Origin of the sequence: Herbidospora sp. NBRC 101105, assembly GCF_030269205.1 — a bacterium.
GTDB lineage: Bacteria > Actinomycetota > Actinomycetes > Streptosporangiales > Streptosporangiaceae > Herbidospora > Herbidospora solisilvae.
The window spans coordinates 644,607-670,186 of sequence record NZ_BSSX01000004.1; the positions used below are offsets into that span (position 1 = coordinate 644,607).

Genomic DNA, 25,580 nt, shown 5'->3' on the forward strand with positions numbered 1-25,580 from the left:
GGCGTGACGGAGATCGAACAGGTGGCGGCCCGCCTGCGGGCCTTCGCGGCGGCCCGCGACTGGGAGTCCTTCCACACGCCGAAGAACCTCGCGATGGCGCTGGCGGGAGAGGCGGGCGAACTGCTCGCCGAGTTCCAGTGGCTCACGCCGGAGGAGTCGGCGTCGCTGGGCGAGGAGGAACTGGGCCGGGTGAAGTCGGAGATGGCCGACGTGGCGACCTACCTGATCCGGCTGGCCGACGTCCTCGGCGTCGACCTGATCGACGCCATCCACACGAAGATGTCCGAGGTCGAGATCAGGTATCCGCCGACGGCGTAGTCTGCCGGGCCAGCATCTCGACGACCGCCTTCGGTCCCCGCCGTCCCGCCCGCCGCTGCCGGTCGGCCCCCGTGCCCTCCCGCCGGATCCACTCCAGCAGCCGCCGCGCCTCGCCGATCTCCCCCGACTCCTCCAGCGCGTCGCGTACGTGGGCCAGCAGCCGGTCGGCCAGTTCCGTCGCCGGGACCTCGCGCCCCTCGGCCGGGCAGATACCGGCCCCGGCCAGCCCGTTGCGGGCCGCGTTGAACAGGGCCGCCGTGCAGACGGGCTCGGGCAGGTCGGGGCCTTCCCGGCCCGCCGCCAGGTCGGTCAGCGCGGTCGTCACCAGGGCGCGGGTCAGTAGCGCCTGCATAATCGCGTCGTCCACGGCACCGGCCGCGTCGGCGGCGCGGATCTCGATGGTGGGGGTGCGGACGCCGAGGCGGGCCACCCAGAACGTCATGGCCGGGTCGACCAGGACGCCGCACTCGACGAACTGGGCGACGGTCTCGTCGTAGTGGGCGAGGTCGGTGAAGCGGGGCGGCAGGCCGGCGCCGGGGAATCTCAGCTGTTCGGCGATCCGCCAGCTCGCGAAGCCGGAGTCGCGGCCCTTGTCGTACGGGGAGTTGGCCCCCAGAGCCACGAGCGTGGGCAACCACGGACGGACGTGGTTGAGCACCGCCACCCCGGTCTCGCGGTCGGGCACGCCCACGTGGACGTGGCATCCGCAGCACTGGTAGTCGCTGATCGTCGCCCGGTGGGCCTCGACGATGTCGGCGTAGCGGTCGCCCTCGGAGACGGGCGGGGTGGAGCCGGGGAGCACGGGGGTGCCGACCGAGACCAGGCGCAGGCCGTGGGCGTGGGCGGCCTCGGCCAGGCGGGTGCGGGCGCCCGAGAGCTGGTCGCGCAGGTCGGGGAGGTCGGCGCAGACGCCGGTGGCCGCCTCCACCTGGGTCTGGAACAACTCCGCGCTGAAGGCGCCGCCGGGGCCGGGATGGGGGCCCGCGTCGGCCAGCACCTTCTCGACCTCGGGGGCGGGTTCTCCCGTCACCCCGTCGACCAGCAGGAACTCTTCTTCGACACCGAATGTCCGGCCCATGGCGGTCCCCTACCCCCTCTGCGAGGGTTATGTAACGCGTAACCTATGAGTTACGCTTTTTCGTATGGACCAGGCCGCGGAGGCGATCGCCGACCCGATCAGACGGGCGATTCTGCGTATGGTGCGTGACGAGCGGCTCACCGCCGGTGAGATCGCCGCCCGGTTCCCCGTCAGCCGGCCCGCCGTCAGCCGGCACCTGCGGGTGCTCCGGGAGAGCGGGCTGGTCGACGACGATCTGTCCGGCCGGCACCGCTACTACTCGCTCAACCCCGGCGGCCTCACCGAACTGCACCGATGGTTGACCGACCTCATGACACCCGCGGGCTGGGAGCAGCGCCTCGACGCGCTGGAGACCGAGGTCTACCGGGCCCGCCGCGACAACAGGGAGACCGCGTGAACCCGACCGGCCGCCTTCTCGGCGCCGACCTTCACCTGATCCGCACCTTCAAGGCCCCGGCCGCCGACGTGTGGGCGAGCATCACCGAATCGGAGCGCACCGCCCGGTGGTTCGGCCCCTGGCGGGGCGACGCCGACCCGATGATCCAGATCCAGCTCACCTCCGAGGAGGGGGCGCCCTGGGTCGACGTGCGGGTCGAGGCCTGCGAGCCGCCCCGGCGGCTGGCCCTCTCGTCGCTCGACGAACACGGCGCCTGGCACGTGGAGCTGACCGTCACCGAGACCGACGGGGTGACCGAGTTGCTGTTCGTGCACCAGAGGATCGACCCGGCGAGCGCCGGGGAGGTGGGGCCGGGCTGGGAGTACTACCTCGACTGCCTGGTGGCGGCCCGCGAAGGGGCGCCCGCACCGGATTTCGCCGACTACTACCCGGCGATGAAGCCCTACTACGACGGCCTGGGCTGAAATGAAACAGACGGGGAGCCGCGGCTCCCCGTCTTGGTCGTCTCAGTGGTCCGGTGGTTCCTCTGCCAGTCCGCCGGCCGGCGGTTTCGGGGTGCGCGGTTCACGGACTCCCGCCGAGCCGCCACCGCCGTCTCTCATCCACACCTTGACGGTGCCCCAGCGCGACACCCGGGCGCCGGGAAGTGGTTCCTGTCTGGTCACGATGCCGTGCATGACCGATTCGGGGCCGTCGGGGGACGGGCCGATCAGGAGAACGCCCGCGTCGTGACCCACCAGCCATGCGTTGAGTGCCTGCATGCCCCGGAAGTCCGGGACTTCCACTTCGATCAGGTTCATGCAACCTCCCGAACCCGATCGTAAGTGGCTATTACGAACATGCACCCTTTTTGAGTAGTGGCCCGCCGGTCACCTTGTTGTCACACGCGATGGTGTTTCCGCCGACGGTGTCGTTGATTCCGACACCCTTCGCGCCGGAGAGGTTGATGACGTTCCGCCGGAAGATGTTTCCGGTTCCCCAGCCGTCGACGATCTCGTGGGTCTGGAATCCGTCGAGCGGCGTCCGGCGGCCCCGGTTGTTCTCGATGACGTAGCCGTTGCCCTTGACGTCGACCCAGGAATCGTTGGTGCCGTCGTTCACCAGCGCGGAACCGTCGAAGACGTTGCCGACGATCCAGCCGCCGCTGGTGCCCTCTTTGACGTCGATCGCCTCGGCGGTCGATTTGATCTCGTTGCCGCGCACCCAGTTGCCGTCGCTGCGGTCCATCCGGCCGCCGGTGTATTTCTTCCAGTTCGACTCGGCGGTGCCGATGTAGACGCCCTCGCCGAATTTCGGTTTACGCAGACCGGTGTTGTAAATGCGGTTGTACTGGACGATGTTCTTGGTGCTGAAATCGCGCAGGTGAATGGCCTCGTCGCCGATGGAGTGCACGGTCAGCGACTGGATGACCGAACCGCGGGTGCGGTCGGCCATCACGCCTTTCTGGCTGTTCCTGACGGTGAAGCCGATCAGGCGCCAGTAGTTCCCCTTGTTGATGTGGAAACCGTAACCGCCCTTCGGGCCGCCGCCCTCGATGACCGATCCGGCGGTGCCGCAGACGAAAATGGGGCGGCTCTGCGTGCCCGATTTCTGGGCGACGAAATTGCCCCGGTAGAGGCCGGGCCGCAATTTGATCACCTCACCCGGCCGCGCCTTGGCGAGCGCGGTCTTGAGCTGGCTCGCGGTGCCCACGGTCTTCGTCGCGGGCGGGCATTTCACCATCCCCGGGCCGGTCGGCGCAGCCTGAGCTGGGCCGGCGACTAAAACACCACTGGCGGCCACGAGCAACGCGCCCACCGCATATCTGATCTCCACCTTGACCATCCTGTCAGTGGAGTCACAGGTGTCACAAGTTTCGCCGGCCCGCTCTAATGATCAAAAGCCGGGGAAAACCTGTCGGAGTTCCGCCAAAGTGATCGAACCGGTGAGTTCGACGACCGGCGGGGTGTGCTCGGGCGCGTGCCGCCCGGTCACCAGCCGCAACCACCATTCGGCCGGGGCGGTCAGCACCGCGTCGGGCTCGGCCGGGACGTCCACGATCTCGGCCTGCTCCCCGATCACCAGGCCGAACGACCGCTCGGGCGCGGTCACGTGGACGGCCAGCGTGGCCGCGCGGCCCAGCCGGTCGGGCTTGGCGGTCCAGCCCAGCATGCCGCCGATCCGGTCGAGCAGGATGTCGGTGGCGTCCGGGCGCAACCCGGCGGCCTGGTCGAAGGTGACCTGGACGTCCCAGGCGTGCAGGGCGAGCTCGCTCAGCCGGAACTTGGCGAAGGTCTCCACGTCGAGCGGGTCGATCGGGAACCACAGGGCGATGCGCAGGCTCTCGCGGGTCGCCGGGTCGAGGCCCTCCAGGCGAGCGATGTGGTTCTCGTTGGCGTCGAGGAAGGCGTTCGCGCGCTCCGCGGGCGACATCGCGTCCCAGCGGGCCCAGATGGCGCGGATCGTGTCGTTCTCCGGGGAGCCGGTGCCGTTCAGGGCGCCTTCGAGGGCGGCGAGGTTGATCTCGGCGCCGCTGCCGAGATGGCTGAGCACCTGGGAGACGTCCCAGTCGGAGGCACCCGACTGGCGGACGAGGTCCTCCGGGGCGAAGGCGCGGACCTGCGCGGCGAGCTCGTCGAAGGTGGAACGCAGGGTCTTGGTCGCCTGGTCGGTCATGAGTGGGGTTCTCCGTGTACGCGGGGTAAGTGGCGTCGACAACGCGAACGCCACGAACCTCACGGATCATCCCTGTTTCACCGTCCGAGGGCGGCGCCGATCTTCGCCCGGGGGTCGGCCGCCCCCGCCAGCACGCCGGAGGGCAGCACGTCGATCAGGTGGGCGTGCCCGAACCCGTCGCCGTAGTTCTCCCGCACGGTCCGATGGCCCCGCTCGGCCAGGCCCGCCTCCCAGGGGGCGCCGTCCTCGACCTCGACGACCTGCTCGGTGCTCCGCCAGGTCTCGAAACCGGTCTCCGAGCCGAGCACCCAGCGCGGGGCGTCGATGATCTCGCCGGGGGTCTGGTCGTGGACGAGCAGCCGCGTCACCAGTTGCAGGAGGATCTGCGGCTGGGCGTCGCCGCCCATGGTGCCGATGACCGTGCGCAGCGAGCCGTCGGGGCGGGTGATCAGGGCGGGCGCGAGGGTGTGCGGCGGACGGCGTCCGGGGCCGTACTCGGCCGGGTGGCCTTCGGCCAGGGAGAAGCCGATGCCGCGGTTGTGCAGGTTGATCCCGGTCGACGGTTCGAACAGGAGGCTCCCGAACCCGGCCGCGTTCGACTGGATCAGCGAGACGCCCATGCCGTCCGCGTCGACGGCGCAGAGGTAGGTGGTGTCGCCCTTCTTCGCCGGAGCGGTCAGGCCCGGAGTGCCGACCAGGGCCCGGCGGGCCTCGGCGGTGTCGAGGGGGGCGGTGGCGTTCTCGTACAGGACGTCGAGCCGGTCGTGCCCCGCGGCCACGGCCACGTCGATCAGCAGAGCGGCCCAGGCCGGGTCGGCGGGGTCGGCCGGGACGTCGAGGCCCTCCAGGATCTTGAGGGCGAGCGGCAGCAGGTAGCCCTGGGAGTTGGGCGGAATGGTGTGGACGCCGTGGCCGAAGACGCCCGCCGACAGCGGCGTCACCCATTCGGCCTGGTCCCGCGCGAGGTCGTCGGGTGTGTACTCGCCGTCGCCGAGCCGCAGCAGGCCCTCACCGAACTCGCCCTGGTAGAAGCCCGCCCGGCCGGTCTCGGCGACGGCCTCCAGCACCCGGGCCGCGCCCGGCCTCCTGATCGGGTCGCCGACGTTCCGCACGTGGGCGTAGTCACTCTGCATCGTGCCGATGAACGAGGCGCCGGGGGCCAGCAGCGGCGAGGCCGGGAAGCCGTCGGCCGCCAGGCGGATCGCCGGGGCCAGCACCTCGGCGAGCGGCAACCGGCCGAACCTGCCGTGCAGGGCGAGCCAGCCGTCGACGCATCCGGGCACGGGGACCGATCTGATGTCGTACAGGTGCGGCATCCGGTCATGCCCCTCCGCCCGCAACCGGGCGGGGTCCGCGCCGCTGCCGGCGCGTCCGGAGGCGTTCAGGGCGTGCACCCCCGATCCGTCGTGGACGAGGGCGAACAGGTCACCCCCCAGGCCGCACATGTGCGGCGCGGTGACCGCCAGCACCGCGTTCGCCGCCACCGCCGCGTCGGCGGCGCTCCCGCCCTTCTCCAGTACGACCAGACCCGCGGCCGACGCGAGGTGGTCAATGGTGCAAACCATGCCGTTTGGTGCATACCGGGTGGAAGTCATAGCAGGACTCTACGATGCGCCCCTGCAAGAGAAACGGGCCCGGCGGAGAACCGCCGGGCCCGCCCACCGCTCCGGTGCTACTGGACGGTGATCTTGTCGACTTCCACGGTGACGCCCTTGACCTGGTCGGTGACGACCGAGGTCGTCACCGAGCCGACGCCGGTGATGGCGCCCTTGACCTTCATCGTGTAGGTGAGGGTCTCGCCCGGGGCGCCGGGCGTGCTGGTGATGGTGTAGTCGGACGTCACTCCGGTGCCCGCCGGGATCTGGCTGCCGGCGGTGCCGTCGGAGTTCTCCGCGCCCACGGTCAGGCCGTAGGCGTCACCCGGGTAGGGCAGCGGGCCCGGGTAGGCGAAGCTGATGTCCTCGACGCCGTTGACGCCGATCCACGCCTGGAAGGTGCGGAGCGTGTTGGTGCCGTAGAGGCGCAGGCGCCACTCGACCACGATCCAGTCGGACACGCCGTCGGTCAGCGTGGTCGCGTAGACACCGGGGGCGCCGGTGCCGTCGAGGTCGGTCCAGAACGGCGCGAGCACGCCGTTCGGGCGGGTGTCGTCGGGCAGCGTCTGCGGGCTGAACTGGATGTCCGCCGAGCCGTTGGTGCCGCCGGCCACGAGGTAGCCGTTGGACGTGATGCCGATCCGGGTGAACGTCTGACCGGCGAACCGGTAGGCCGGGACGTTGTAGTTCACGGCCTGCTCGTCGCCCACCGGCGTCGGCGTGGTGCCGAACGCGTCGAGCGGGAGGTAGCCGAACAGACCGCCCGGGGTGATCACCGGCGCGTCGGGCTGGCGGCCGTCGAGCGTGGTGGTGACCGTGGCCTCCTGGCTGTTCACCTGGGTCGCGCCGGTCACGCTGTTCAGCCGCAGGCGGCCGTCGAGCACGCTGGTGGCGGTGACCTCGGTGTCGTTCAGGGTGCCGTTCGAGACGGTGACGGTGCAGGTCGACTCGGCGTTCTTGGCGATGGTCGAGGGGGCGCAGGTCTGGTCGACCGGGATCGCGCCCTCCTGGCGGTAGAAGGCCACCGGGATGCGGTGGTCCTTGTTGCCGTCCTCCTGGCGGAGGTCGATCTCACCGAAGTACTGGCCGTCCGGGACGTCGGGGGCGCTGATCGTGATGGTCAGCTCCTTGGTGCCGCCCGCGGGGACGGTGAAACGCTCCGGCGTGACGGTGATGTGCGTGCCGGCGGTGGTGGTCTTGCCGCGCGAGGTGTACTCGACCTCTTCGCCAGTGACGTTCTTGACGGTGCGCGTGGTGGTGATCTGGCCCGGCATCGTGGGCGCGTTCACCGACGGGATGTTCAGGTCGATGCGGTTCAGCGGGTCGTCGGCGGAGATCGCGAAGTCGGCCGCGGTCTCGTCGATGGTCAGCACCGAGTTGTACGCCTGGCTCAGGTCGATGCGGCCGCCGCCCATGTCGAACGGGTCGGCCGGGGTGACCCGGTCCTGCTTGGTGACGTTGGTGCGGGCGGTGGTCTCCAGGGCCGACTTGACCTGGCCGGGGGTCCAGCCGGGGTTGGCCGCGAACACCAGCGCCGCCGCGCCCGCGACGTGCGGGGACGACATCGAGGTGCCGGCGATCACCTGGTAGAGGTTCCCGGGCGGGCCCTCCAGCGGGGACTCGGGGGTCGGGGTGTGACCGGCGAGGATGTGCAGACCGGGCGCGGTGACGTCGGGCTTGAGGAAGTCGCCGCCGGGGCCGCGCGAGGAGAACGTGGTGATGACGTCGCGCTGCCAGTTGGTCTTGGTGCCCTGCGTGAAGGTCGCCGTCGCCCCGGGAGTGGCGGCGAGGTGGGCGAGCAGGACGTCGGTCGCCGGCTTGTCGATGTGGACGGTCGGCAGCCAGTGGTTGTCGGTCATGACGTCGAGCGGCGTGCTGTTGTACAGGATCATGCCGACCGCGCCGCCCTGCTTCACGTTGAAGCCCTTGAGCACCCGGTTCGGGCCGCGCTCACACGCCACGATCTTCCCGCTGAACAGGCCGGGAGGCGCGGGGGTGAGGCAGAGCGCGTCGCTGTACGGCGGCGCCGAGGCCAGCACCACGGGGGTCGCCGAGGGAACGCCGGCGGTGATCGAGGCGCCCTTGATGGTCGGGCCGCCACCGCTGAAGGTGATGGTCGACTCGAAGGTGCGCTTCTGGGTGTTGGCCGCGACGGTGGTCACCCACGGCGAGCGGTGGTCGGTCGTGGCCGCGCCGGGACCGGCGTTGCCGGCCGAGGCGGCGACGAACACGCCCGCGGCATAGGCGTCGAGGAACGCGAGCTCGACCGGGTCGGTGTACGGGTTCGCGCCACCGGAGATCGAGAAGTTGATCACGTCGACGCCGTCGAGGATGGCCTGGCCGACGGCCGCGGCCGAGTCGGTCTGGTAGCAGCCCTCGGCGCCGCAGACCTTGTAGACGGAGACGTGCGCGGCCGGGGCGATGCCGTGGGTCGCGCCGCGTGAGATGCCGAGCGGGTTGGCGTCCGCGACCGGACCGCCGGCGGCGGTGGTGGCGGTGTGGGTGCCGTGGCCGTTGGAGTCACGCGCCGAGTCGGGGTAGACGTCGCCGCCGACCACGAGGTTGTACGTGTCCAGGAACGGCTCGCCGCCGATCAGCTTGTTGTTGCAGACGAAGACGTCGGCCGCCGGGGTCAGCGGGTTGTCGCCGAAGTCACAGGTCCGCGGGGTGCCGTCGGCCTTGGCCGGGGGCGTCGGGAGGCCGGGCCTGTCGGCCATCATGGGGTGCTCCGGCCAGAGGCCCGAGTCGAGGATGCCGACGATGACGCCCTTGCCCGAATTCGGCGCACCGCCGAGGCTGTTGTAGACCGGCGTGGCGTCGATGGCCTCGCTCTCGTCGGTCGACAGCGGCTGCTCCAGGCCGTCCCGCTGCACCGCCGCCACACCGGGCAGCTTCAGCAGGTCCTTGGCCTCGTTCTCCGGGACGGTCAGCGCGACGCCGCCGTAGACGGTGCGGAGCTTCTGGCCGACCTTGGCTCCCGCGACCTCGCCCGGCAGCGCGGCCAGGAACTTGTTCTCGATTCCCTCGATGTGCTTGACGTACTTCTCGGCCGCGGCGCTCTCGGGGTCGAGCCCCTTGCCGGTGGCGCTGGGGCTGGTCGCGGCGTATCCGCTGACCCCGCCCTTGTAGGCGGCGAGCGAGTCGTAGTCGAGCTTGACGACGACGTTCACCGGTTTCGTCGAGGTCGCCTTGAGCAGCGCTTCGTCGCTCTTGGCGAGCTGGCCGGTCAGCGACTTGGCCCCGGTGACCACCTCGGGGTCGGTCAGCGGGACGGCGGTGAACGAGGGCGTGGGAGTCGGGGTGGGTTCGGCGATCGCCGAACCCGCCGGGACCAACGCAGCCACCAGGCCGACTGCGGCGGCCGTGGCGACGGTCAGTCTTAACCTTGACACGAAACCTCCATGGGTGCTGGGGGACTCGTCACCGCACAAGGAGGAATCGCGCCACCCCCCGGGCAGCGTCCGAAAATGGACGCGCAAAAGGGCTGCAACCCTCCCCGGTTGGTTGACGATAACCGGACCGTTCGGCTTAGAACGTTCCGATCTGTCAGGGAGTTTAGTTAGCTCTTATTTGTCCCGCTAGATGAGATATTGCCAAGTGGGCTGTCCAGATTGGGACGCCGCGCGCTTTAGCTGATAAATGGCCTTCCACCTGCGGTTCGGTGGTCGACCAGGGCGGTGTGTCGGCCACTGGGGGGACACGCCGACCGGCAGCATTGGACCGTGAGCGAGCGAGGTAATGAGCAGAACCTGCCGAGGCAAGAGTGCGCGGCGACGGTTCTGGGCGGTCCGACGACCGTCATCGACATGGGTGGCCTGCGGATAGTCGTGGATCCCACTTTCGACGCTCCCGGACCGCACGGCTACCTGACCAAAACCCTTCCCCCTGTGGTCGATGAGACGGGACTGGGTTTCGTCGACATGGTGCTGGTCAGCCATGACGCGCATCCTGACAACCTTGACGACCGGGGCCGCGCCTTCGCCTCCGAGGCGGTCCTCACGCTGACGACGCCGGGCGCCGCCGTCCGGCTGGGCGCGACCGGCCTCGCGCCCTGGACGACCTTCACCGTGCCGCGTCCCGACGGCGGCGGCGACCTGTTCGTGCTGGCGGTGCCGGCCGTCCACGGCCCGGAGGACGGCGAACGCGACGCCGACGGCTTCGTCAACTGCGAGGTGACCGGGTTCGTGTTGTCGGGCCGGGGCCTGCCGACGGTCTACGTGAGCGGCGACAACGCCTCGATGCGCACCGTGGGCGAGATCGCCCGCCGGGTGCCGGAGATCGACGCCGCGGTGCTGAACGCGGGGGCGGCGCGGGTGACGGGCAAGTTCCGGGAACGCCCGGTGTCGATGGACGCCCGGCGGGTCGCCGCGACCGCCGCCGTGCTGGACGTCGACGTGGTGCTCCCCGCCCACTACGACGGGTGGACGCACTTCACCGAGGGCCGGGCCGAGGTGGAGACCGCCTTCGACGAGGCCGGCCTGTCGGCCGTGCTCCGCGTGGCCGGCCACGGCGCCTGGTCGTCGTTGCGGAAGTGACGGGTGCTCAGCCCCGGCGCGGGGCGGTGCTCCCCCGGACCACCAGTTCGGTGCCGAGTTCCACCCGCCGCTGGAGGAGGGGCTCCCCCTCGGCGAGGTGGATCAGCATGAGCGCTGCCGTCGCCGCCATCTCGGTCAACGGCTGGCGCACGGTCGTGAGCGGCGGGATGGCCCACCTCCACGGAGGCATGTCGTCGAAGCCGACCACGCTGAGGTCGTCGGGGATGCGCAGGCCCAGCCGGTGGGCGGCGTGGTAGACGCCGATCGCCTGCCCGTCGTTGGCGGTGAAGATCGCGGTGGGCGGCTGCGGCAGCTCCATCAGCCGCTGGGTGTGCACGACGCCGTCGTCGACCTGGAAGTCGCCGTGGCAGATCAGGTCGGGATCGACGGGCACGCCGGCGGCGTCGAGGGCGGCGCGGTAGCCGTCGAGGCGGGCCCGGCTGGAGAGGGCGAAGCCGGGGCCGGTGATCATGGCGATCCGCCGGTGCCCCAGTTCGAGGAGGTGGCGGGTGGCCTCCAGCCCGCCGCTCCAGTTGGTCGCGCCGACCGACGGCACCCCCCGGCCGGGGTCTCCGGCGGGGTCGAGCACGACCAGCGGGACCTCACGGGTCGCGAGCAGCACACGCTGCTCCTCGGTCGGCCCGGAGAAGACCGTGATGACACCGGCGGGACGGCGGCTGAGCACGTCCTGGATCCACTGCTGACCGGGGACGTGCCGACCGCCGAGCTCGGAGACCACCACGCTCAGGCCGTGTTGCCCGGCCACCGACTTCACGCCCTTGACGATCTCTATCGGATAGTCGCCCGCCAGTTCGTGGAAGACGAGCTCGATCAGGCCGGCGGGCTTCACCCGGCGGCGCTGCCGCCGGAAACCGTGTTCCCGGATGAGGCGCTCGACCAGCGCCCGGGTGTCGGAGCCGACCTCGGAACGTCCGTTGACGACTTTGGAGACGGTGGCGACCGAGACGCCGGCCATCTCGGCGAGTTGTGAGAGAGTCAGGGCTTCGGAGGACGCCGGACCGGCGTGGGGGGCATCGTCGGTCGAGGTCATAGCGGAATTCTATGGGTGTTTTCGGACGTCACGCGGCGTCGTTTGCGCTGCTGGTGCCAACCGTTCCCATCGCCGCGAGGCCCGTCGGCCGAAACTTTTCGCAATTTGCCTGAAACTTTTTAGCGACCTGCCCGGACCCTCCCTGACATCCGTCCGAACCCTCGCGGAAATCTACGGTTGCCAACTGGTAACTTCTATGAAATTTTCACATGCACGGACCGAAAGGTGCGGCCCCCCTCAGGGCGAATGAGCAGGCCGGGCGCTGTCTTGCCGGTAATGCCCAGCTCAGCGAGGGTGGCGGCACTGTTGACGCCGAATCGGCAGTTGGGTGTACTCAGGCGACCCGCGAACCCCCGCAGGAGCAGACCATGGATCTCTGAGATCACGAATGTTAGCGATAACAGATTTTCGGTGATCATCTGCGTCGTCCCGACCGCCCTACCTGCTGACTCCTCACCCCCCAAGGAACCGGCATGCTCCCCACCGCGATCCTGACCATCGCGCCCTCTTCACGACGAACCCCCAGCCTCGCCGTCATCCACGCCCGCACCGCCGGCGTCCCGGCGACCACCCCGCCGACCGGCGGTTATCTCCGCGCCACCCCCGCCACAGACAGGCGGGGCGACTCGGCGGACGCACACCAGGCCGCCGCCGAGACCGGCCCCGAGACGGTCCCCGAGCGCGACGCGGCCACGCCGGCCACGTTCGCACCCCACCGGTGCAGGCGCTTCCGCGTCTGAGCGCCGCACGAACGGCAATATTCCGCCGGGCGCTTTCCGGCGCTGAATGTTATCGCTAACAGAATTCACCGGCCACCACCCGGCCTGACCAGGTGAAAGCCGACGACCGGTTGTGAGGACCACCAACCCGCCGGTCGTCTCACCCCATACCCGAGGAGCTCCCCCATGTCCTTGAGCCGTCGCCAGCTCTTCCAGGCCGCGGGCGCGACCGTCGCGTTCTCGGCCGCCGGCCAGGTGATCGGCGCCTCCGCCGCCCAGGCCGCACTTCCCTGGGCGCGCGCCGACATCGGCGTGTCCGCCTACGAATTCGACCTCGGCCAGGTGCGGCTCACCTCCGGCCGCTGGCTCGACAACCAGAACCGCACCCTCGCCTACCTGCGGTTCGTCGACGTCGACCGGTTGCTGTACGTCTTCCGCGCCAACCACGGCCGATCCACGAACGGGGCCGCGTCCAACGGCGGGTGGGACGCCCCGAACTTCCCCTTCCGCTCCCACATGCAGGGCCACTTCCTGACCGCCTGGGCGCAGGCCTACGCCGTGCTCGGCGACACGACCTGCCGGGACAAGGCCAACTACATGGTCGCCGAGCTGGCCAAGTGCCAGGCGTCCAACGGCTACCTGTCGGGCTTCCCCGAGTCGGACATCACCGCGGTGGAGAACCGCACGCTGTCGAACGGCAACGTGCCCTACTACTGCATCCACAAGACGCTCGCCGGGCTGCTGGACGTGTGGCGGCTGATCGGCAACACCGAGGCCAGGACGGTGCTGCTCAACCTGGCCGGCTGGGTCGACACCCGGACCGCGCGGTTGTCGTCGAGCCAGATGCAGTCGATGCTCGGCACCGAGTTCGGCGGCATGAACGCCGTGCTGACCGACATCTACCAGATGACCGGCGACTCCCGCTGGCTGGCCACCGCCCAGCGGTTCGACCACGCCGCCGTCTTCAACCCGCTGGCCAACAACCAGGACCAGCTCAACGGCCTGCACGCCAACACGCAGGTGCCCAAGTGGATCGGCGCGGCCCGCGAGTACAAGGCCACCGGCACGACGCGCTACCGCGACATCGCGTCCAACGCCTGGACCATGACCGTCAACGCGCACAGCTACGCCAACGGCTCCAACAGCCAGGCCGAGCACTTCCGCGCCCCCAACGCCATCGCCGGCTACCTGAGCCGCGACACCGGGGAGGCGTGCAACACCTACAACATGCTCAAGCTCACCCGGGAGCTCTGGCAGCTCAACCCGGCGCGGGCCGACTACTTCGACTTCTACGAGAACGCGCTGATCAACCACCTGATCGGGCAGCAGAACCCGGCCGACGCACGCGGCCACGTCACCTACTTCACCCCCCTCAACCCCGGCGGGCGGCGCGGCGTCGGCCCGGCCTGGGGCGGCGGCACGTGGAGCACCGACTACAACTCCATGTGGTGCTGCCAGGGCACCGGCATCGAGACCAACACCAAGCTGATGGACTCGATCTACTTCCACAACGGCACCACGCTCTTCGTGAACCTGTTCCAGCCCTCGACGCTCAACTGGTCGCAGCGCGGCATCACGGTCACCCAGACCACCTCCTACCCGGTCACCGACACCACGTCGTTGCAGGTCACCGGCAACGTGAGCGGTTCGTGGACGATGCAGATCCGCATCCCGGGCTGGACCCTGGGCGCGACGATCAGCGTCAACGGGGTGCAGCAGAACATCACCACCACCCCGGGCACCTACGCGGCGCTGACACGCAACTGGACCTCGGGCGACACCGTGACCGTGCAGCTCCCGATGCGCGTGGTCATGAAGGCCGCCAACGACAACCCGAACCTCCAGGCGATCATGTACGGCCCGGTCGTGTTGTCGGGCAACTACGGCAACACCTCCCTGTCGGCGGCCCCGGCCCTGACCCCCTCGACGATCACCCGCACGAGCACGTCGTCGCTGGCGTTCACCGCCAACGGCTCGATCAACCTCGGCCCGTTCTACGACGCCCACAACCACAACTACGTCGTCTACTTCGCCACCAGCGGCGGGGGTGGCGGCGGCTCGGCCAGCTTCCGCCTGATCAACGCGGCCAGCGGCCTGGCGCTCGGCATCCAGAACATGTCCACCGCCGACGGCGGCCTCGCGTTGCAGTGGACCGACAACGGCACCGCCGACCACGACTGGGTGCCCATCGTCGACGGCAACGCCCTGCGCTTCCGCAACGTCAACAGCAACAAGGTGCTGGGCGTGGAGAACATGTCGACGGCCGACAACGCCCGCGTGCTCCAGTGGGCCGACAACGGCACCGCCGACCACCGCTGGACGATCACCGACAACGGCGACGGCGCGGTCAAGATCCGCAACGTGAACAGCTCCAAGCTGCTCGGCACCCAGAACGGCTCCACGGCCAACGGCGCGCAGGCCGTCCAGGACTCCGACAACGGCAGCGGCGACAACCTGTGGCGGTTCGTGCCGAACGGCGCGCGGCGCATCCAGAACGTCGGCACCGGCATGGTCCTGGGCGTCACGAACATGTCCACCGCCGACGGCGCGCTCGTCGTGCAGTGGGGCGACACCGGCACCGCCGACCACCTGTGGACGGCGATCGTCGACACCGGCGGCTACCTGCGCCTGCGCAACTCCAACAGCCAGAAGGTGCTCGGCGTGGAGAACGCCGCCACCGCCGCCGGCTCCCGCGTCGTGCAGTGGGCCGACAACGGCACCAGCGACCACCGCTGGCGCCTGCGGTACGGGTCCAACGCCGCCTTCCGCATCCAGTGCGCCAACGGCGGCCGGGTCCTCGGCCTCAGCGGGACGGCGCAGGGCGCACAAGTCGTGCTCTCGGACGACAACGGCTCGGCCAACAACCTCTGGAGGTTCCTGTGAGACGCCTGCTGGCGATCCTCTCCTCGTTACTGCTGGTGGGTGCCTTCATCACCACCCAGCAGGCGTCGGCCGCGACGGTCGACACCAACGCGTGGTACGTGCTGATCAACCGCAACAGCGGCAAGGCCCTCGACGTCTACAACCTGGCGACCAACGACGGGGCCCGCATCACCCAGTGGACCCGTAACAACGGCAACCAGCAGCAGTGGCAGTTCGTCGACTCCGGCGGCGGCTACTACCGCGTGAAGTCGCGCCTCAGCGGCAAGGTGCTCGACGTCTCCGGCGTCTCCACCGCCAACGGCGCGGCCGTCGTCCAGTGGACCGACCTCAACGGCACCAACCAGCAGTGGCGGCTCGCCGACTCCCCCGACGGCTACGTCCGGCTGATCGCGCGGCACAGCAACAAGGCCCTGGAAGTGCAGAGCGCCTCCACGGCCGACGGCGGCAACATCGTCCAGTACGACGACTGGGGCGGCGCCAACCAGCAGTGGCAGTTCGTGCCGGTCGGCGGTGCCACCCCGACCCCCACGCCCACTCCCACGCCCAACCCCGGCGGCAACTACACCAACCCGGTGGTCTGGCAGGACTTCGCCGACGGCGACATCATCCGGGTCGGCGACGCCTACTACTACTCCGCCTCGACCATGCACTACTCGCCGGGCGCGCCGATCCTGCGCTCCTACAACCTGGTCGACTGGGAGTACGCGGGCCACTCGGTCCCGCGCCTCGACTTCGACTCGAACGCCTACGACCTCAACGGCGGGCGCGCGTACGTGAAGGGCATCTGGGCCTCGACGCTGAACTACCGGCCCAGTAACAGCACCTACTACTGGTACGGCTGCACCGAGTTCAACCGCACCTACGTCTACACCGCCTCGGCCGTCGACGGCACGTGGACCAAGCGGGCCCGGATGAACCAGTGCTACTACGACGCCGGCCTGCTGATCGACACCAACGACACGATGTACGTCGCCTACGGCAACGGGACGATCAGCGTCGCCCAGCTCTCGGCCGACGGCCTCAGCCAGGTGCGCGCCCAGCAGGTCTTCCAGACCCCGAGCAGCGTGGGCACCCTGGAGGGCGCGCGCTTCTACAAGCGCGGCAACTACTACTACATCTGGCTCACCCGCCCCGCCAACGGCCAGTACGTGCTGCGCTCCACCTCGCCGTGGGGCCCGTACACGATGCAGCAGGTGCTGCTCAACATGCCCAGCCCGATCTCCGGCGGCGGCACGCCGCACCAGGGCGGGCTGGTCCAGACCCAGAGCGGCGCCTGGTACTACATGTCGTTCGTCGACGCCTACCCGGGCGGCCGGGTGCCGGCGCTCGCGCCGATCAACTGGGTGAACGACTGGCCGGTGATCCAGACGGTGAACGGCGGCTGGGGCGTGAACTACCCCAAGCCGAACATCCAGACCAACCGCACGGTCGCCTCAATGATCGGCCCGGACACCTTCTCCGGGAGCAGCCTCGGCCACCGGTGGGAGTGGAACCACAACCCCGACACGAGCCGCTTCTCCACCGGCAACGGCCTGCGCCTGCAGACCGCGACCGTGACCAACGACCTCTACAACGCCCGCAACACCCTGACCCACCGCATCCAGGGACCGACGTCCACGGCGACGATCGAGCTCGACTACTCGCAGATGGCCAACGGCGACCGGGCCGGCCTGGCGATGCTGCGTGACCAGTCGGCCTGGATCGGGGTCAGACGCGACAACGGCGCCTACCGGGTCTCGATGACCAACGGGCTGACCATGAACAGCAGCTGGGCGACCACCGGCACCGGCAGCGAACAGGCCGGCGCGAACATCTCCGGCGGCAAGATCTGGTTGCGGGTGAACGCCGACATCCGGCCGGGTTCCGGACGCACCGCCCGCTTCTCCTACAGCACCGACGGGACGAACTTCACCACGCTCGGCCCGGCCTTCACGTTGAACAACGCCTGGCAGTTCTTCATGGGCTACCGGTTCGGCATCTTCAACTACGCCACCAGCGCGCTCGGCGGAGCGGTGACCGTGAACCGCTTCGACCTCACCACTCCCTAGCCGTTCTCAGCCGCCCGGTCCGTTCGTGGCAGGACGACGGACCGGGCGACCGGGCGACCCCCCTACCCAAGAAAGGCGACCCCGTTCATGAAACGAATCTTGTCCTTGGTCACCGCGGCGCTGCTCGGCGCCGGCCTGTCGGTGACGCTCACCGGGCCGGCCGACGCCGCCTCGACACTGGGCGCCTCGGCGGCCGAACGCGGCGGGCGCTACTTCGGCGCGGCCATCGCCGCGGGCCGGATGGGCGACTCGACGTACATGAACATCCTGAACCGGGAGTTCAACCAGGTCACCGCCGAGAACGAGATGAAGTGGGACGCGACCGAACCCTCGCGCAACAGCTTCAACTTCAGCAACGGCGACCGGATCGCCAACCACGCGATCGCGCGCGGCATGAAGATCCGCGGCCACGCCCTGCTCTGGCACCAGCAGCAGCCGACCTGGGCGCGCGGCATGGAGGGCTCCGACCTGCGCAGCGCGATGATCAACCACGTCACGCGGGTCGCCACCTACTACCGGGGGAAGATCCACTCCTGGGACGTCGTCAACGAGGCCTTCGCCGACGGCGGCAGCGGCGGACGCCGCGACTCCAACCTCCAGCGCACCGGCAACGACTGGATCGAGGCGGCCTTCCGGGCCGCGCGGGCGGCCGACCCCGGGGCCAAGCTCTGCTACAACGACTACAACACCGACGGGATCAACGCCAAGAGCACCGGCATCTACAACATGGTGCGCGACTTCAAGGCGCGCGGCGTCCCGATCGACTGCGTCGGCTTCCAGTCCCACCTGGGCACCTCGATCTCCGGTGACTACCAGGCCAACCTCCAGCGCTTCGCCGACCTCGGCGTCGACGTCCAGATCACCGAACTGGACGTCGCGCAGGGCTCCAACCAGGCCAACATCTTCGCGACGGTGACCCGTGCCTGCCTGAACGTGGCGCGGTGCAACGGCATCACGGTGTGGGGCATCCGCGACAGCGACTCATGGCGAACCGGCGAGAACCCGCTGCTGTTCGACTCCTCGGGCAACAAGAAGGCCGCCTACAACTCGGTCCTGAGTGCGCTCAACAACGGCAACACCCCGTCCCCGACGCCCACCCCGACGCCGGGCGGGCCGATCAACACCAGTGCGTGGTACGTGCTGCTCAACCGCACCAGCGGCAAGGCGCTCGACGTCTACGGCCTGTCCACGGCCGACGGCGCCCGCATCACCCAGTGGACCCGCAACAACGGCAACAACCAGCAGTGGCAGTTCGTGGACTCGGGAAGCGGCTGGTACCGGCTCAAGTCCCGCCTGAGCAACAAGGTGCTGGACGTCTCCGGCTTCTCCACCGCCAACGGCGGGGCGATCGTCCAGTGGACCGACCTCAACGGCACGAACCAGCAGTGGCGTGTGGCCGACAGCGGCGGATACGTCCGCCTCGTCAGCCGGCACAGCAACAAGGTCCTGGAGGTTCAGGGAGCCTCCACGGCCGACGGCGCCAACATCGTCCAGTACGACGACTGGAACGGCGCCAACCAGCAGTGGCAACTCGTCCAAGTCGGATGAAATCGGAGTAAAACGTGAAGTTCAAACCCATTGCCGTCATCGCCGCTCTGGTGGCGGCGCTGTTCGTGGCCTTACCGTCGGCCAACGCCGCCACCGTCGACACCAACGCCTGGTACGTCCTGGTCAACCGCAACAGCGGCAAGGCCCTCGACGTCTACAACCTGGCGACCAACGACGGCGCCCGCATCACCCAGTGGACCCGCAACGACCAGAACCAGCAGCAGTGGCAGTTCGTCGACTCCGGCGGCGGCTACTACCGGATCAAGTCCCGCCACAGCGGCAAGGTGCTCGACGTCTCCGGCGTCTCCACCGCCAACGGCGCGGCGATCATCCAGTGGAGCGACGGCAACGGCACCAACCAGCAGTGGCGCCTGGCCGACAGCGCGGGCGGCTACGTGCGCTTCATCGCGCGCCACAGCAACAAGGCGCTTGAGGTGCAGGGCGCGTCCACGGCCGACAACGCCAACATCGTCCAGTACGACGACTGGGGCGGCAACAACCAGCAGTGGCAGCTCGTCCAGGTCGGCGGCGGCAACCCGAGCCCGTCGCCCTCGCCGACGCCCACCGGCGGCTGCAACCTGCCCACGACCTACCGCTGGACCTCGACCGGCGCGCTGGCGCAGCCGCGTTCGGGCTGGGTGTCGCTGAAGGACTTCACCGTCGCCCCGTACAACGGGCAGCAGCTCGTCTACGCCACCACGCACGACTTCGGGTCGAGCTGGGGTTCGATGAACTTCTCCCTGTTCACCAACTACTCGCAGATGGCCTCGGCCACCCAGAACCCGATGAACTCGGGCACGGTCGCGCCGTCGTTGTTCTACTTCGCGCCCAAGAGCATCTGGGTGCTGGCCTACCAGTGGGGCGGCGCGGCGTTCTCCTACCGGACCTCCTCCAACCCGACCAACGCCAACGGCTGGTCCTCGCCGCAGACGCTGTTCTCGGGCAGCATCTCCAACTCGGCCACCGGCCCGATCGACCAGGCGCTCATCGGCGACGACCAGAACATGTACCTGTTCTTCGCCGGTGACAACGGCCGCATCTACCGGGCCAGCATGCCGATCGGCAACTTCCCGGGCAGCTTCGGCACCAGCTACCAGACCATCATGACCGACACCACGAACAACCTGTTCGAGGCGGTCCAGGTCTACAAGCTGGCCGGCCAGCAGCGCTACCTGATGATCGTCGAGGCGATCGGCTCGCAGGGCCGCTACTTCCGCTCCTTCACCGCCACCAGCCTGGGCGGCACGTGGACCCCGAACGCCACCACCGAGTCCAACCCGTTCGCGGGCAAGGCCAACAGTGGCGCGACCTGGACCAACGACATCAGCCACGGTGAGCTCCTGCGCACCAGCGCCGACCAGACCATGACGGTCGACCCCTGCAACCTGCAGCTGCTCTACCAGGGCCGCAACCCCAACTCCAACGGCGTCGACTACGGCCTCCTGCCCTACCGGCCGGGCCTGCTGACCCTCCAGCGCTGACGACGTGACCACGGTGGGCCCGGCGCACGGCCGGGCCCACCGTCCCCACGTGGAAAGGAGCACCATGAGAGCCCGGCTGGCCTGGATCACGGGCCTGCTCTGCCTGACGGCCCTGCTGCCCGCCACGTCGGCCAGGGCCGACAACCCGATCGTGCAGACGATCTACACCGCCGACCCCGCGCCGCTCGTCCACAACGGCCGCGTCTACCTCTACACCGGCCACGACGAGGACGGCTCCACCTACTTCACGATGCGCGACTGGCGCGTCTACTCCTCCTCGGACATGGCGAACTGGACCGACCACGGTTCGCCGATGAGCCTGGCCACCTTCTCCTGGGCCGACGCCAACGCCTGGGCCGGCCACGTGGCCTATCGCAACAACAAGTTCTACTGGTACGTCCCGGTCCGCCAGCGCTCCACCGGCCGCATGGTCATCGGCGTGGGCGTCTCGAACAGTCCCACCGGGCCCTTCACCGACGCGCTGGGCCGACCGCTGGTCGACAACAACGAGATCGACCCCAACGTCATCATCGACGACGACGGCCAGGCCTACCTGTACTGGGGCAACCCCCGGCTGGCCTACGTCCGGCTGAACAGCGACATGATCTCCTACTCCGGCGGGATCAACTACGTCTCGCTGACCGCCGCCGGGTTCGGCGCGCGCAGCGGCAACGCCCAGCGGCCGACCCTCTACGAGGAGGGGCCCTGGGTCTACAAGCGGAACGGCCTCTACTACAACGTGTTCGCGGCCGAGTGTTGCTCGGAGTTCATCGCGTACTCGACGGCTCCGAGTGCCACCGGGCCGTGGACGTACCGGGGAACGGTCATGCCGCGCCAAGGGGCGAGCTTCACCAACCACGCCGGGGTCGTCGACTTCGCGGGCGGGTCGTACTTCTTCTACCACAACGGCGCGCTGCCGGGCGGCAGCGGTTACACCAGGTCGGTGGCGGTGGAGAAGTTCACCTACAACGGCGACGGCACCATCCCGACCATCAACATGACCACCGCCGGGCCGCCCCAGGTGGGCACGCTCAACCCCTACGTGCGCCAGGAGGCCGAGACGATCGCCTGGTCGTCGGGTGTGGAGACGGAGGTCTCCTCCGAGGGCGGGATGAACGTCGGGTTCATCGAGAACGGCGACTACATCAAGGTCAAGGGTGTGGCCTTCGGCACCGGGGCGTCCTCCTTCACCGCCCGGGTCGCCTCCGGCACCAGCGGCGGCCGGATCGAGGTCCGGCTCGGCTCCGCCACCGGCACGCTCGTGGGCACCTGCAACGTCGCCGGGACCGGCGGCTGGCAGAACTGGAGCACGGTCACCTGCCCCATCTCGGGCGCGACCGGCACGCGTGACCTCTACCTGCGCTTCGCCGGCAACAGCGGCTACCTGTTCAACCTCAACTGGTGGCAGTTCACCGGCGGAGGCGGCAGCGGCGGCAACCTGCTGACCAACGGCGCCATGGAAGACGGCACCACGGGCTGGACCTCCTCCGGCGGTTCCCTCTCCTCCGCGACCAACGTGGCCCACGCCGGCAGCCGGTCGCTGCTCAACTCCGGGCGTACCGCCTCCTGGCAGGGCCCGCACCAGAACGTGACCGCGCAGCTCACCAACGGCAAGAGCTACACCACCAGCGTCTGGGTGCGCTCGCAGAGCGGGACCCCGAGCGCGAAGGCGACGCTGACGCTCACCGCCAACGGCACGACGAGCTACCTCCAGCTCACCCCCGCCCAGACGGTCAACACGAACGGCTGGACCCAGCTCACCGGCACCGCGACCGTGTCGTGGACCGGCACCCTGACCAACGCCTCCTTCTACGTCGAGACGGCCGCCGGGACCGACGGGCTGTACATCGACGACGCCTCCTTCCAGTGACAGGAGCTCCCATGAGCAGGAAAACCACCCGCGCGCTGCTGGCACTGACGGTCGTGGCCGTGGCGCTGACCCCCGTGAGCCAGGCGCAGGCGTTGAACAACGGAGTAGGCCGCACCCCGCCGATGGGGTGGAACACCTGGAACACCTTCGGGTGCAACATCAACGAGACGCTGATCAAGCAGACCACCGACGCGATGGTCGCCAACGGCATGCGCGACCTCGGTTATCAGTACGTCGTCGTGGACGACTGCTGGATGGACCCGAACCGCGACTCCGCCGGGAACCTCCAGCCCAACCTGTCGCGCTTCCCCAGCGGCATGAAGGCGCTGGGTGACTACATCCACGCCCGCGGCATGAAGTTCGGCATCTACCAGGCGCCGCTCGACAAGACCTGCGCGCAGTACTTCAACTCCTACCCCGGCGCGACCGGCGCCCTGAACCACGAGGTCCAGGACGCCCGCCAGTTCGCCGCCTGGGGCGTCGACTACCTCAAGTACGACTGGTGCTCCCCCACCGGCACCATGGACGACCAGGTCAGGGCCTTCGCCAAGATGCGTGACGCGCTCGCCGCCACCGGCCGGCCGATCCTGTACAGCATCAACCCGAACAGCATCCACGACAAGACGGGACCGCGCCGCAACTGGGGTGACGTCGCCAACATCTGGCGCACCACCGAGGACATCACCAACACCTGGAACTCGGGCCAGACCAACGGCTACCCGATGGGCATCCAGAACATCGTCAACGTGAACGCGCCGCTGTCGGGCTACGCCGCGCCCGGCTCGTTCAACGACCCCGACATGATGGTGGTCGGCCGGGGCGGGATGACCGACACCGAGATGCGCAGCCACTTCGCCCTGTGGGCGATCATGGCCGCGCCGCTGATCGCGGGCAACGACGTCCGGAACATGGACAACGCCACCTCCACGATCATGAAGAACGCCAACCTGATCGCCATCAACCAGGACACTCTCGGCCTGCAGGCGCTCCAGATCAGCAACGACGGCACCCGCCGCATCCTGGCCAAGCGCCTCAGCAACGGCGACGTCGCGGTGGCCCTGTTCAACCAGGGCGGCAGCACCACCACGATCAGCACCAGCGCCGCCGCCATCGGCCTGTCGGGCACCTCCTTCAACCTGCGCGACGCCTGGACCAACGCGGTCACCAGCACGTCGGGCACCATCTCGGCCAGCGTGCCCGCCCACGGCACGGTCGTCTACCGCGTCAGCGGCGGCACGCCCACCTCGCCGTCGCCCTCCCCGACGCCCACGGCCTCGACCAGCCCGCTGCGGGGCGTGGCCTCGAACCGGTGCGTGGACGTCACCGGCGCCTCCCAGGCCAACGGCACCGCCGTGGTGCTCTGGGACTGCAACGGCCAGAGCAACCAGCAGTGGACCTCCACCGCCGCCGGTGAGCTGCGCGTCTACGGCAACAAGTGCCTCGACGTGAACAACAACGGCACCGCCGACGGCACCGGCGTCCTCATCTGGGACTGCAACGGCCAGAACAACCAGAAGTGGCGCTTCAACGGCGACGGCAGCATCACCGCCATCGGCGCGAACAAGTGCCTGGACGTGTCGGGAGCCTCCACCGCCAACAACGCCCGGATCCAGATCTGGACCTGCACCGGCGCCTCGAACCAGCGCTGGACCAGGGGGTAGGGAATGTCCGACATCTCCCGCAGGAAGATCCTTCAGTTCGGCGCCGCGGGCGCCGGAGCGGCCCTGCTCCCTTTCCAGTGGACGGCGGTCGCCAGGGCCGCCGCCGCGCCCCCGGCCGAGGCCGGTGACCTGGCCCTGTGGTACGACGAGAGCGCCGGCACCGACTGGCTGCGCGCGCTGCCGATCGGCAACGGCCGGCTGGGCGCGATGGTCTACGGCAACGTCGACGTCGAACGTCTGCAGCTCAACGAGGACACCGTCTGGGCGGGTGGCCCCTACGACCAGAGCAGCGGCCGTAATTCGGGCTCGCTGAGCCAGATCCGGAATCTGGTGTTCCAGAACCAGTGGAGCCAGGCCCAGAGCCTCATCGACCAGAACATGCTCGGCCGCCCGGCCGGGCAGCTGGCCTACCAGACCGTCGGCAACCTGCGGTTGTCCATCGGCAACACCAGCGGCGTGTCGGAGTACAACCGCTATCTGGACCTGACCACGGCCACCACCGTGACCACCTACGCCCAGAACGGCATCCGCTACCGGCGTGAGATCCTCGCCAGCGCGCCCGACCAGGTCATCGCGATCCGGCTGACCGCCGACCGCGCGAACTCGATCAGCTTCTCGGCGACCTTCGACAGCCCGCAGCGGGTCACCCGCAGCAGCCCCGACAGCACCACCGTCGCGCTGGACGGGCTCTCGGGGGACTTCGAGGGCATCCCGGGGCAGGTGCGTTTCCTCGCCCTGGCCAGGGTGGTGGCCGACGGCGGGACCGTGACCAGCTCGGGCGGGACCGTGCAGGTCCGCCAGGCCAACAGCGTGACCGTGCTGGTCTCCATCGGGTCCAGCTACAAGAACTACCGCGACGTCACCGGCGACTACCAGGGCATCGCCCGCGGGCACCTGACCGCCGCCGCGGGCCGCACCTGGACCGACCTGCGCGGCCGGCACATCGCCGACTACCAGACGCTGTTCAACCGGGCCACCCTGGACCTGGGCCGCACCTCGGCCGCCGACCAGCCCACCGACGTGCGCATCGCCCAGCACAACAGCGTCAACGACCCCCAGTTCGCCGCCCTGCTGTTCCAGTTCGGGCGTTACCTGCTCATCTCCTCCTCCCGGCCCGGCACCCAACCGGCCAACCTGCAGGGCATCTGGAACGACTCCCTGACCCCGTCGTGGGATTCGAAGTACACGATCAACGCCAACCTGCCGATGAACTACTGGCACGCCGACACCACCAACTTGTCGGAGTGCTTCGACCCCGTCTTCAAGATGATCAGCGACCTGACGGTCACCGGCGCCCGCACCGCCCAGGCGCAGTACAACGCCGGCGGCTGGGTCACCCACCACAACACCGACGCCTGGCGTGCCACCTCAGTCGTCGACGGCGCCTTCTGGGGCATGTGGCAGACCGGCGGCGCCTGGCTCGCCACCCTGATCTGGGAGCACTACACCTTCACCGGCGACCTGGACTTCCTGCGCACCTACTACCCCGCCATGAAAGGCGCCGCCCAGTTCTTCCTCGACACCCTCGTCACCGAACCCAGCCTCGGCTACCTGGTCACCAACCCCTCCAACTCCCCGGAGCTGGGCCACCACAACGGGGTGTCGGTCTGCGCGGGGCCGACGATGGACAACCAGATCCTGCGCGACCTGTTCAACGGCTGCGCCCAGGCCAGCCAGACCCTCGGCGTGGACGCCACCTTCCGCACCCAGGTCCTGGCCGCCCGCGACCGGCTCGCCCCGA

Annotated in this window: 19 protein-coding genes; 12 read left to right on the forward strand and 7 right to left on the reverse strand. The window is 69.3% G+C overall.

The window, feature by feature from the left end; translation table 11 throughout:
* Window positions 1-3 precede the first annotated feature (3 nt).
* Window positions 4-318, forward strand: coding sequence for a nucleotide pyrophosphohydrolase (locus QSK34_RS20380; protein WP_285585824.1), 315 nt, complete (start codon window positions 4-6; stop codon window positions 316-318).
* Here the strand turns inward: QSK34_RS20380 and QSK34_RS20385 are convergent.
* Window positions 296-1,396: a carboxylate-amine ligase gene (locus QSK34_RS20385; RefSeq protein WP_285585825.1), complete on the reverse strand. Its 1,101-nt coding sequence runs from the start codon at window positions 1,394-1,396 to the stop codon at window positions 296-298. The genes QSK34_RS20380 and QSK34_RS20385 overlap by 23 nt on opposite strands.
* A 64-nt stretch (window positions 1,397-1,460) precedes the next feature.
* Between QSK34_RS20385 and QSK34_RS20390 the strand changes: the two genes are divergently transcribed.
* Together QSK34_RS20390 and QSK34_RS20395 are read left to right on the forward strand one after the other, a co-directional pair.
* Window positions 1,461-1,793, forward strand: coding sequence for a metalloregulator ArsR/SmtB family transcription factor (locus QSK34_RS20390; protein ID WP_285585826.1), 333 nt, complete (start codon window positions 1,461-1,463; stop codon window positions 1,791-1,793).
* The gene (locus QSK34_RS20395; protein WP_285585827.1) at window positions 1,790-2,257 is read left to right on the forward strand and encodes an SRPBCC family protein; all 468 of its coding nucleotides are present in this window, start codon (window positions 1,790-1,792) and stop codon (window positions 2,255-2,257) included. The genes QSK34_RS20390 and QSK34_RS20395 overlap by 4 nt, the downstream gene beginning before the upstream one ends.
* Window positions 2,258-2,299: 42 nt before the next feature.
* Here the strand turns inward: QSK34_RS20395 and QSK34_RS20400 are convergent, their stop codons facing one another.
* From QSK34_RS20400 to QSK34_RS20420, 5 genes are all read right to left on the reverse strand, one after another.
* Window positions 2,300-2,593: a PASTA domain-containing protein gene (locus QSK34_RS20400; protein WP_285585828.1), complete on the reverse strand. Its 294-nt coding sequence runs from the start codon at window positions 2,591-2,593 to the stop codon at window positions 2,300-2,302.
* Window positions 2,594-2,624: 31 nt separating this feature from the next.
* The gene (locus QSK34_RS20405) at window positions 2,625-3,617 is read right to left on the reverse strand and encodes a right-handed parallel beta-helix repeat-containing protein (RefSeq protein ID WP_285585829.1); all 993 of its coding nucleotides are present in this window, start codon (window positions 3,615-3,617) and stop codon (window positions 2,625-2,627) included.
* 51 nt (window positions 3,618-3,668) lie between these two features.
* On the reverse strand, window positions 3,669-4,448 hold the full coding sequence (locus QSK34_RS20410) for a maleylpyruvate isomerase family mycothiol-dependent enzyme (protein ID WP_285585830.1): 780 nt from the start codon (window positions 4,446-4,448) through the stop codon (window positions 3,669-3,671).
* 77 nt (window positions 4,449-4,525) lie between these two features.
* On the reverse strand, window positions 4,526-6,013 hold the full coding sequence (locus QSK34_RS20415) for a gamma-glutamyltransferase family protein (RefSeq protein WP_285585831.1): 1,488 nt from the start codon (window positions 6,011-6,013) through the stop codon (window positions 4,526-4,528).
* A gap of 107 nt (window positions 6,014-6,120) precedes the next feature.
* Window positions 6,121-9,435 (reverse strand): S8 family serine peptidase, encoded by a 3,315-nt coding sequence (locus QSK34_RS20420; RefSeq protein WP_285585832.1) that lies wholly within the window; start codon window positions 9,433-9,435, stop codon window positions 6,121-6,123.
* A gap of 330 nt (window positions 9,436-9,765) precedes the next feature.
* Here QSK34_RS20420 and QSK34_RS20425 point away from each other — a divergent pair, with 330 nt between their 5' ends.
* Complete coding sequence (locus tag QSK34_RS20425) at window positions 9,766-10,578, forward strand: MBL fold metallo-hydrolase (RefSeq protein WP_285585833.1); 813 nt, start codon at window positions 9,766-9,768, stop codon at window positions 10,576-10,578.
* Window positions 10,579-10,585: 7 nt separating this feature from the next.
* Here the strand turns inward: QSK34_RS20425 and QSK34_RS20430 are convergent, their stop codons facing one another.
* The gene (locus tag QSK34_RS20430) at window positions 10,586-11,629 is read right to left on the reverse strand and encodes a LacI family DNA-binding transcriptional regulator (RefSeq protein WP_285585834.1); all 1,044 of its coding nucleotides are present in this window, start codon (window positions 11,627-11,629) and stop codon (window positions 10,586-10,588) included.
* A 473-nt stretch (window positions 11,630-12,102) separates the two neighbouring features.
* On the opposite strand from QSK34_RS20430, the gene QSK34_RS20435 reads away from it, so the two are divergent.
* The 8 genes from QSK34_RS20435 to QSK34_RS20470 form a co-directional block, all read left to right on the forward strand.
* Complete coding sequence (locus QSK34_RS20435; RefSeq protein ID WP_285585835.1) at window positions 12,103-12,369, forward strand: hypothetical protein; 267 nt, start codon at window positions 12,103-12,105, stop codon at window positions 12,367-12,369.
* Between the two features lie 165 nt (window positions 12,370-12,534).
* On the forward strand, window positions 12,535-15,231 hold the full coding sequence (locus QSK34_RS20440) for a beta-L-arabinofuranosidase domain-containing protein (protein WP_285585836.1): 2,697 nt from the start codon (window positions 12,535-12,537) through the stop codon (window positions 15,229-15,231).
* Window positions 15,228-17,279, forward strand: a complete 2,052-nt coding sequence (locus QSK34_RS20445) for a family 43 glycosylhydrolase (RefSeq protein ID WP_202610542.1) — start codon at window positions 15,228-15,230, stop codon at window positions 17,277-17,279. Before QSK34_RS20440 ends, QSK34_RS20445 begins: the two co-directional genes overlap by 4 nt.
* Before the next feature lie 87 nt (window positions 17,280-17,366).
* Entirely contained in the window at window positions 17,367-18,827 is a 1,461-nt protein-coding gene (locus tag QSK34_RS20450; RefSeq protein ID WP_285585837.1) for a glycoside hydrolase family 10 protein, read from the forward strand.
* Window positions 18,828-18,841: 14 nt separating this feature from the next.
* Window positions 18,842-20,308 (forward strand): non-reducing end alpha-L-arabinofuranosidase family hydrolase, encoded by a 1,467-nt coding sequence (locus QSK34_RS20455; protein ID WP_285585838.1) that lies wholly within the window; start codon window positions 18,842-18,844, stop codon window positions 20,306-20,308.
* Window positions 20,309-20,372: 64 nt separating this feature from the next.
* The gene (locus QSK34_RS20460) at window positions 20,373-22,178 is read left to right on the forward strand and encodes a family 43 glycosylhydrolase (RefSeq protein ID WP_285585839.1); all 1,806 of its coding nucleotides are present in this window, start codon (window positions 20,373-20,375) and stop codon (window positions 22,176-22,178) included.
* An 11-nt stretch (window positions 22,179-22,189) separates the two neighbouring features.
* The gene (locus QSK34_RS20465; protein WP_285585841.1) at window positions 22,190-23,839 is read left to right on the forward strand and encodes a glycoside hydrolase family 27 protein; all 1,650 of its coding nucleotides are present in this window, start codon (window positions 22,190-22,192) and stop codon (window positions 23,837-23,839) included.
* Window positions 23,840-23,842: 3 nt separating this feature from the next.
* On the forward strand, window positions 23,843-25,580 hold a 1,738-nt coding region (locus tag QSK34_RS20470), incomplete at its 3' end, for a glycoside hydrolase family 95 protein (RefSeq protein ID WP_285585842.1).

What these genes read in the sequence shown, in the direction of transcription:
- QSK34_RS20430 (WP_285585834.1), bottom strand. Translation starts at nt 11,629, where the DNA reads ATGACCTCGACCGACGATGCCCCCCACGCCGGTCCGGCGTCCTCCGAA.
- QSK34_RS20405 (WP_285585829.1), bottom strand. Translation starts at nt 3,617, where the DNA reads ATGGTCAAGGTGGAGATCAGATATGCGGTGGGCGCGTTGCTCGTGGCC.
- QSK34_RS20435 (WP_285585835.1), top strand. Translation starts at nt 12,103, where the DNA reads ATGCTCCCCACCGCGATCCTGACCATCGCGCCCTCTTCACGACGAACC.
- QSK34_RS20385 (WP_285585825.1), bottom strand. Translation starts at nt 1,396, where the DNA reads ATGGGCCGGACATTCGGTGTCGAAGAAGAGTTCCTGCTGGTCGACGGG.
- QSK34_RS20415 (WP_285585831.1), bottom strand. Translation starts at nt 6,013, where the DNA reads ATGGTTTGCACCATTGACCACCTCGCGTCGGCCGCGGGTCTGGTCGTA.
- QSK34_RS20465 (WP_285585841.1), top strand. Translation starts at nt 22,190, where the DNA reads ATGAGCAGGAAAACCACCCGCGCGCTGCTGGCACTGACGGTCGTGGCC.
- QSK34_RS20400 (WP_285585828.1), bottom strand. Translation starts at nt 2,593, where the DNA reads ATGAACCTGATCGAAGTGGAAGTCCCGGACTTCCGGGGCATGCAGGCA.
- QSK34_RS20390 (WP_285585826.1), top strand. Translation starts at nt 1,461, where the DNA reads ATGGACCAGGCCGCGGAGGCGATCGCCGACCCGATCAGACGGGCGATT.
- QSK34_RS20440 (WP_285585836.1), top strand. Translation starts at nt 12,535, where the DNA reads ATGTCCTTGAGCCGTCGCCAGCTCTTCCAGGCCGCGGGCGCGACCGTC.
- QSK34_RS20460 (WP_285585839.1), top strand. Translation starts at nt 20,373, where the DNA reads ATGAGAGCCCGGCTGGCCTGGATCACGGGCCTGCTCTGCCTGACGGCC.
- QSK34_RS20450 (WP_285585837.1), top strand. Translation starts at nt 17,367, where the DNA reads ATGAAACGAATCTTGTCCTTGGTCACCGCGGCGCTGCTCGGCGCCGGC.
- QSK34_RS20410 (WP_285585830.1), bottom strand. Translation starts at nt 4,448, where the DNA reads ATGACCGACCAGGCGACCAAGACCCTGCGTTCCACCTTCGACGAGCTC.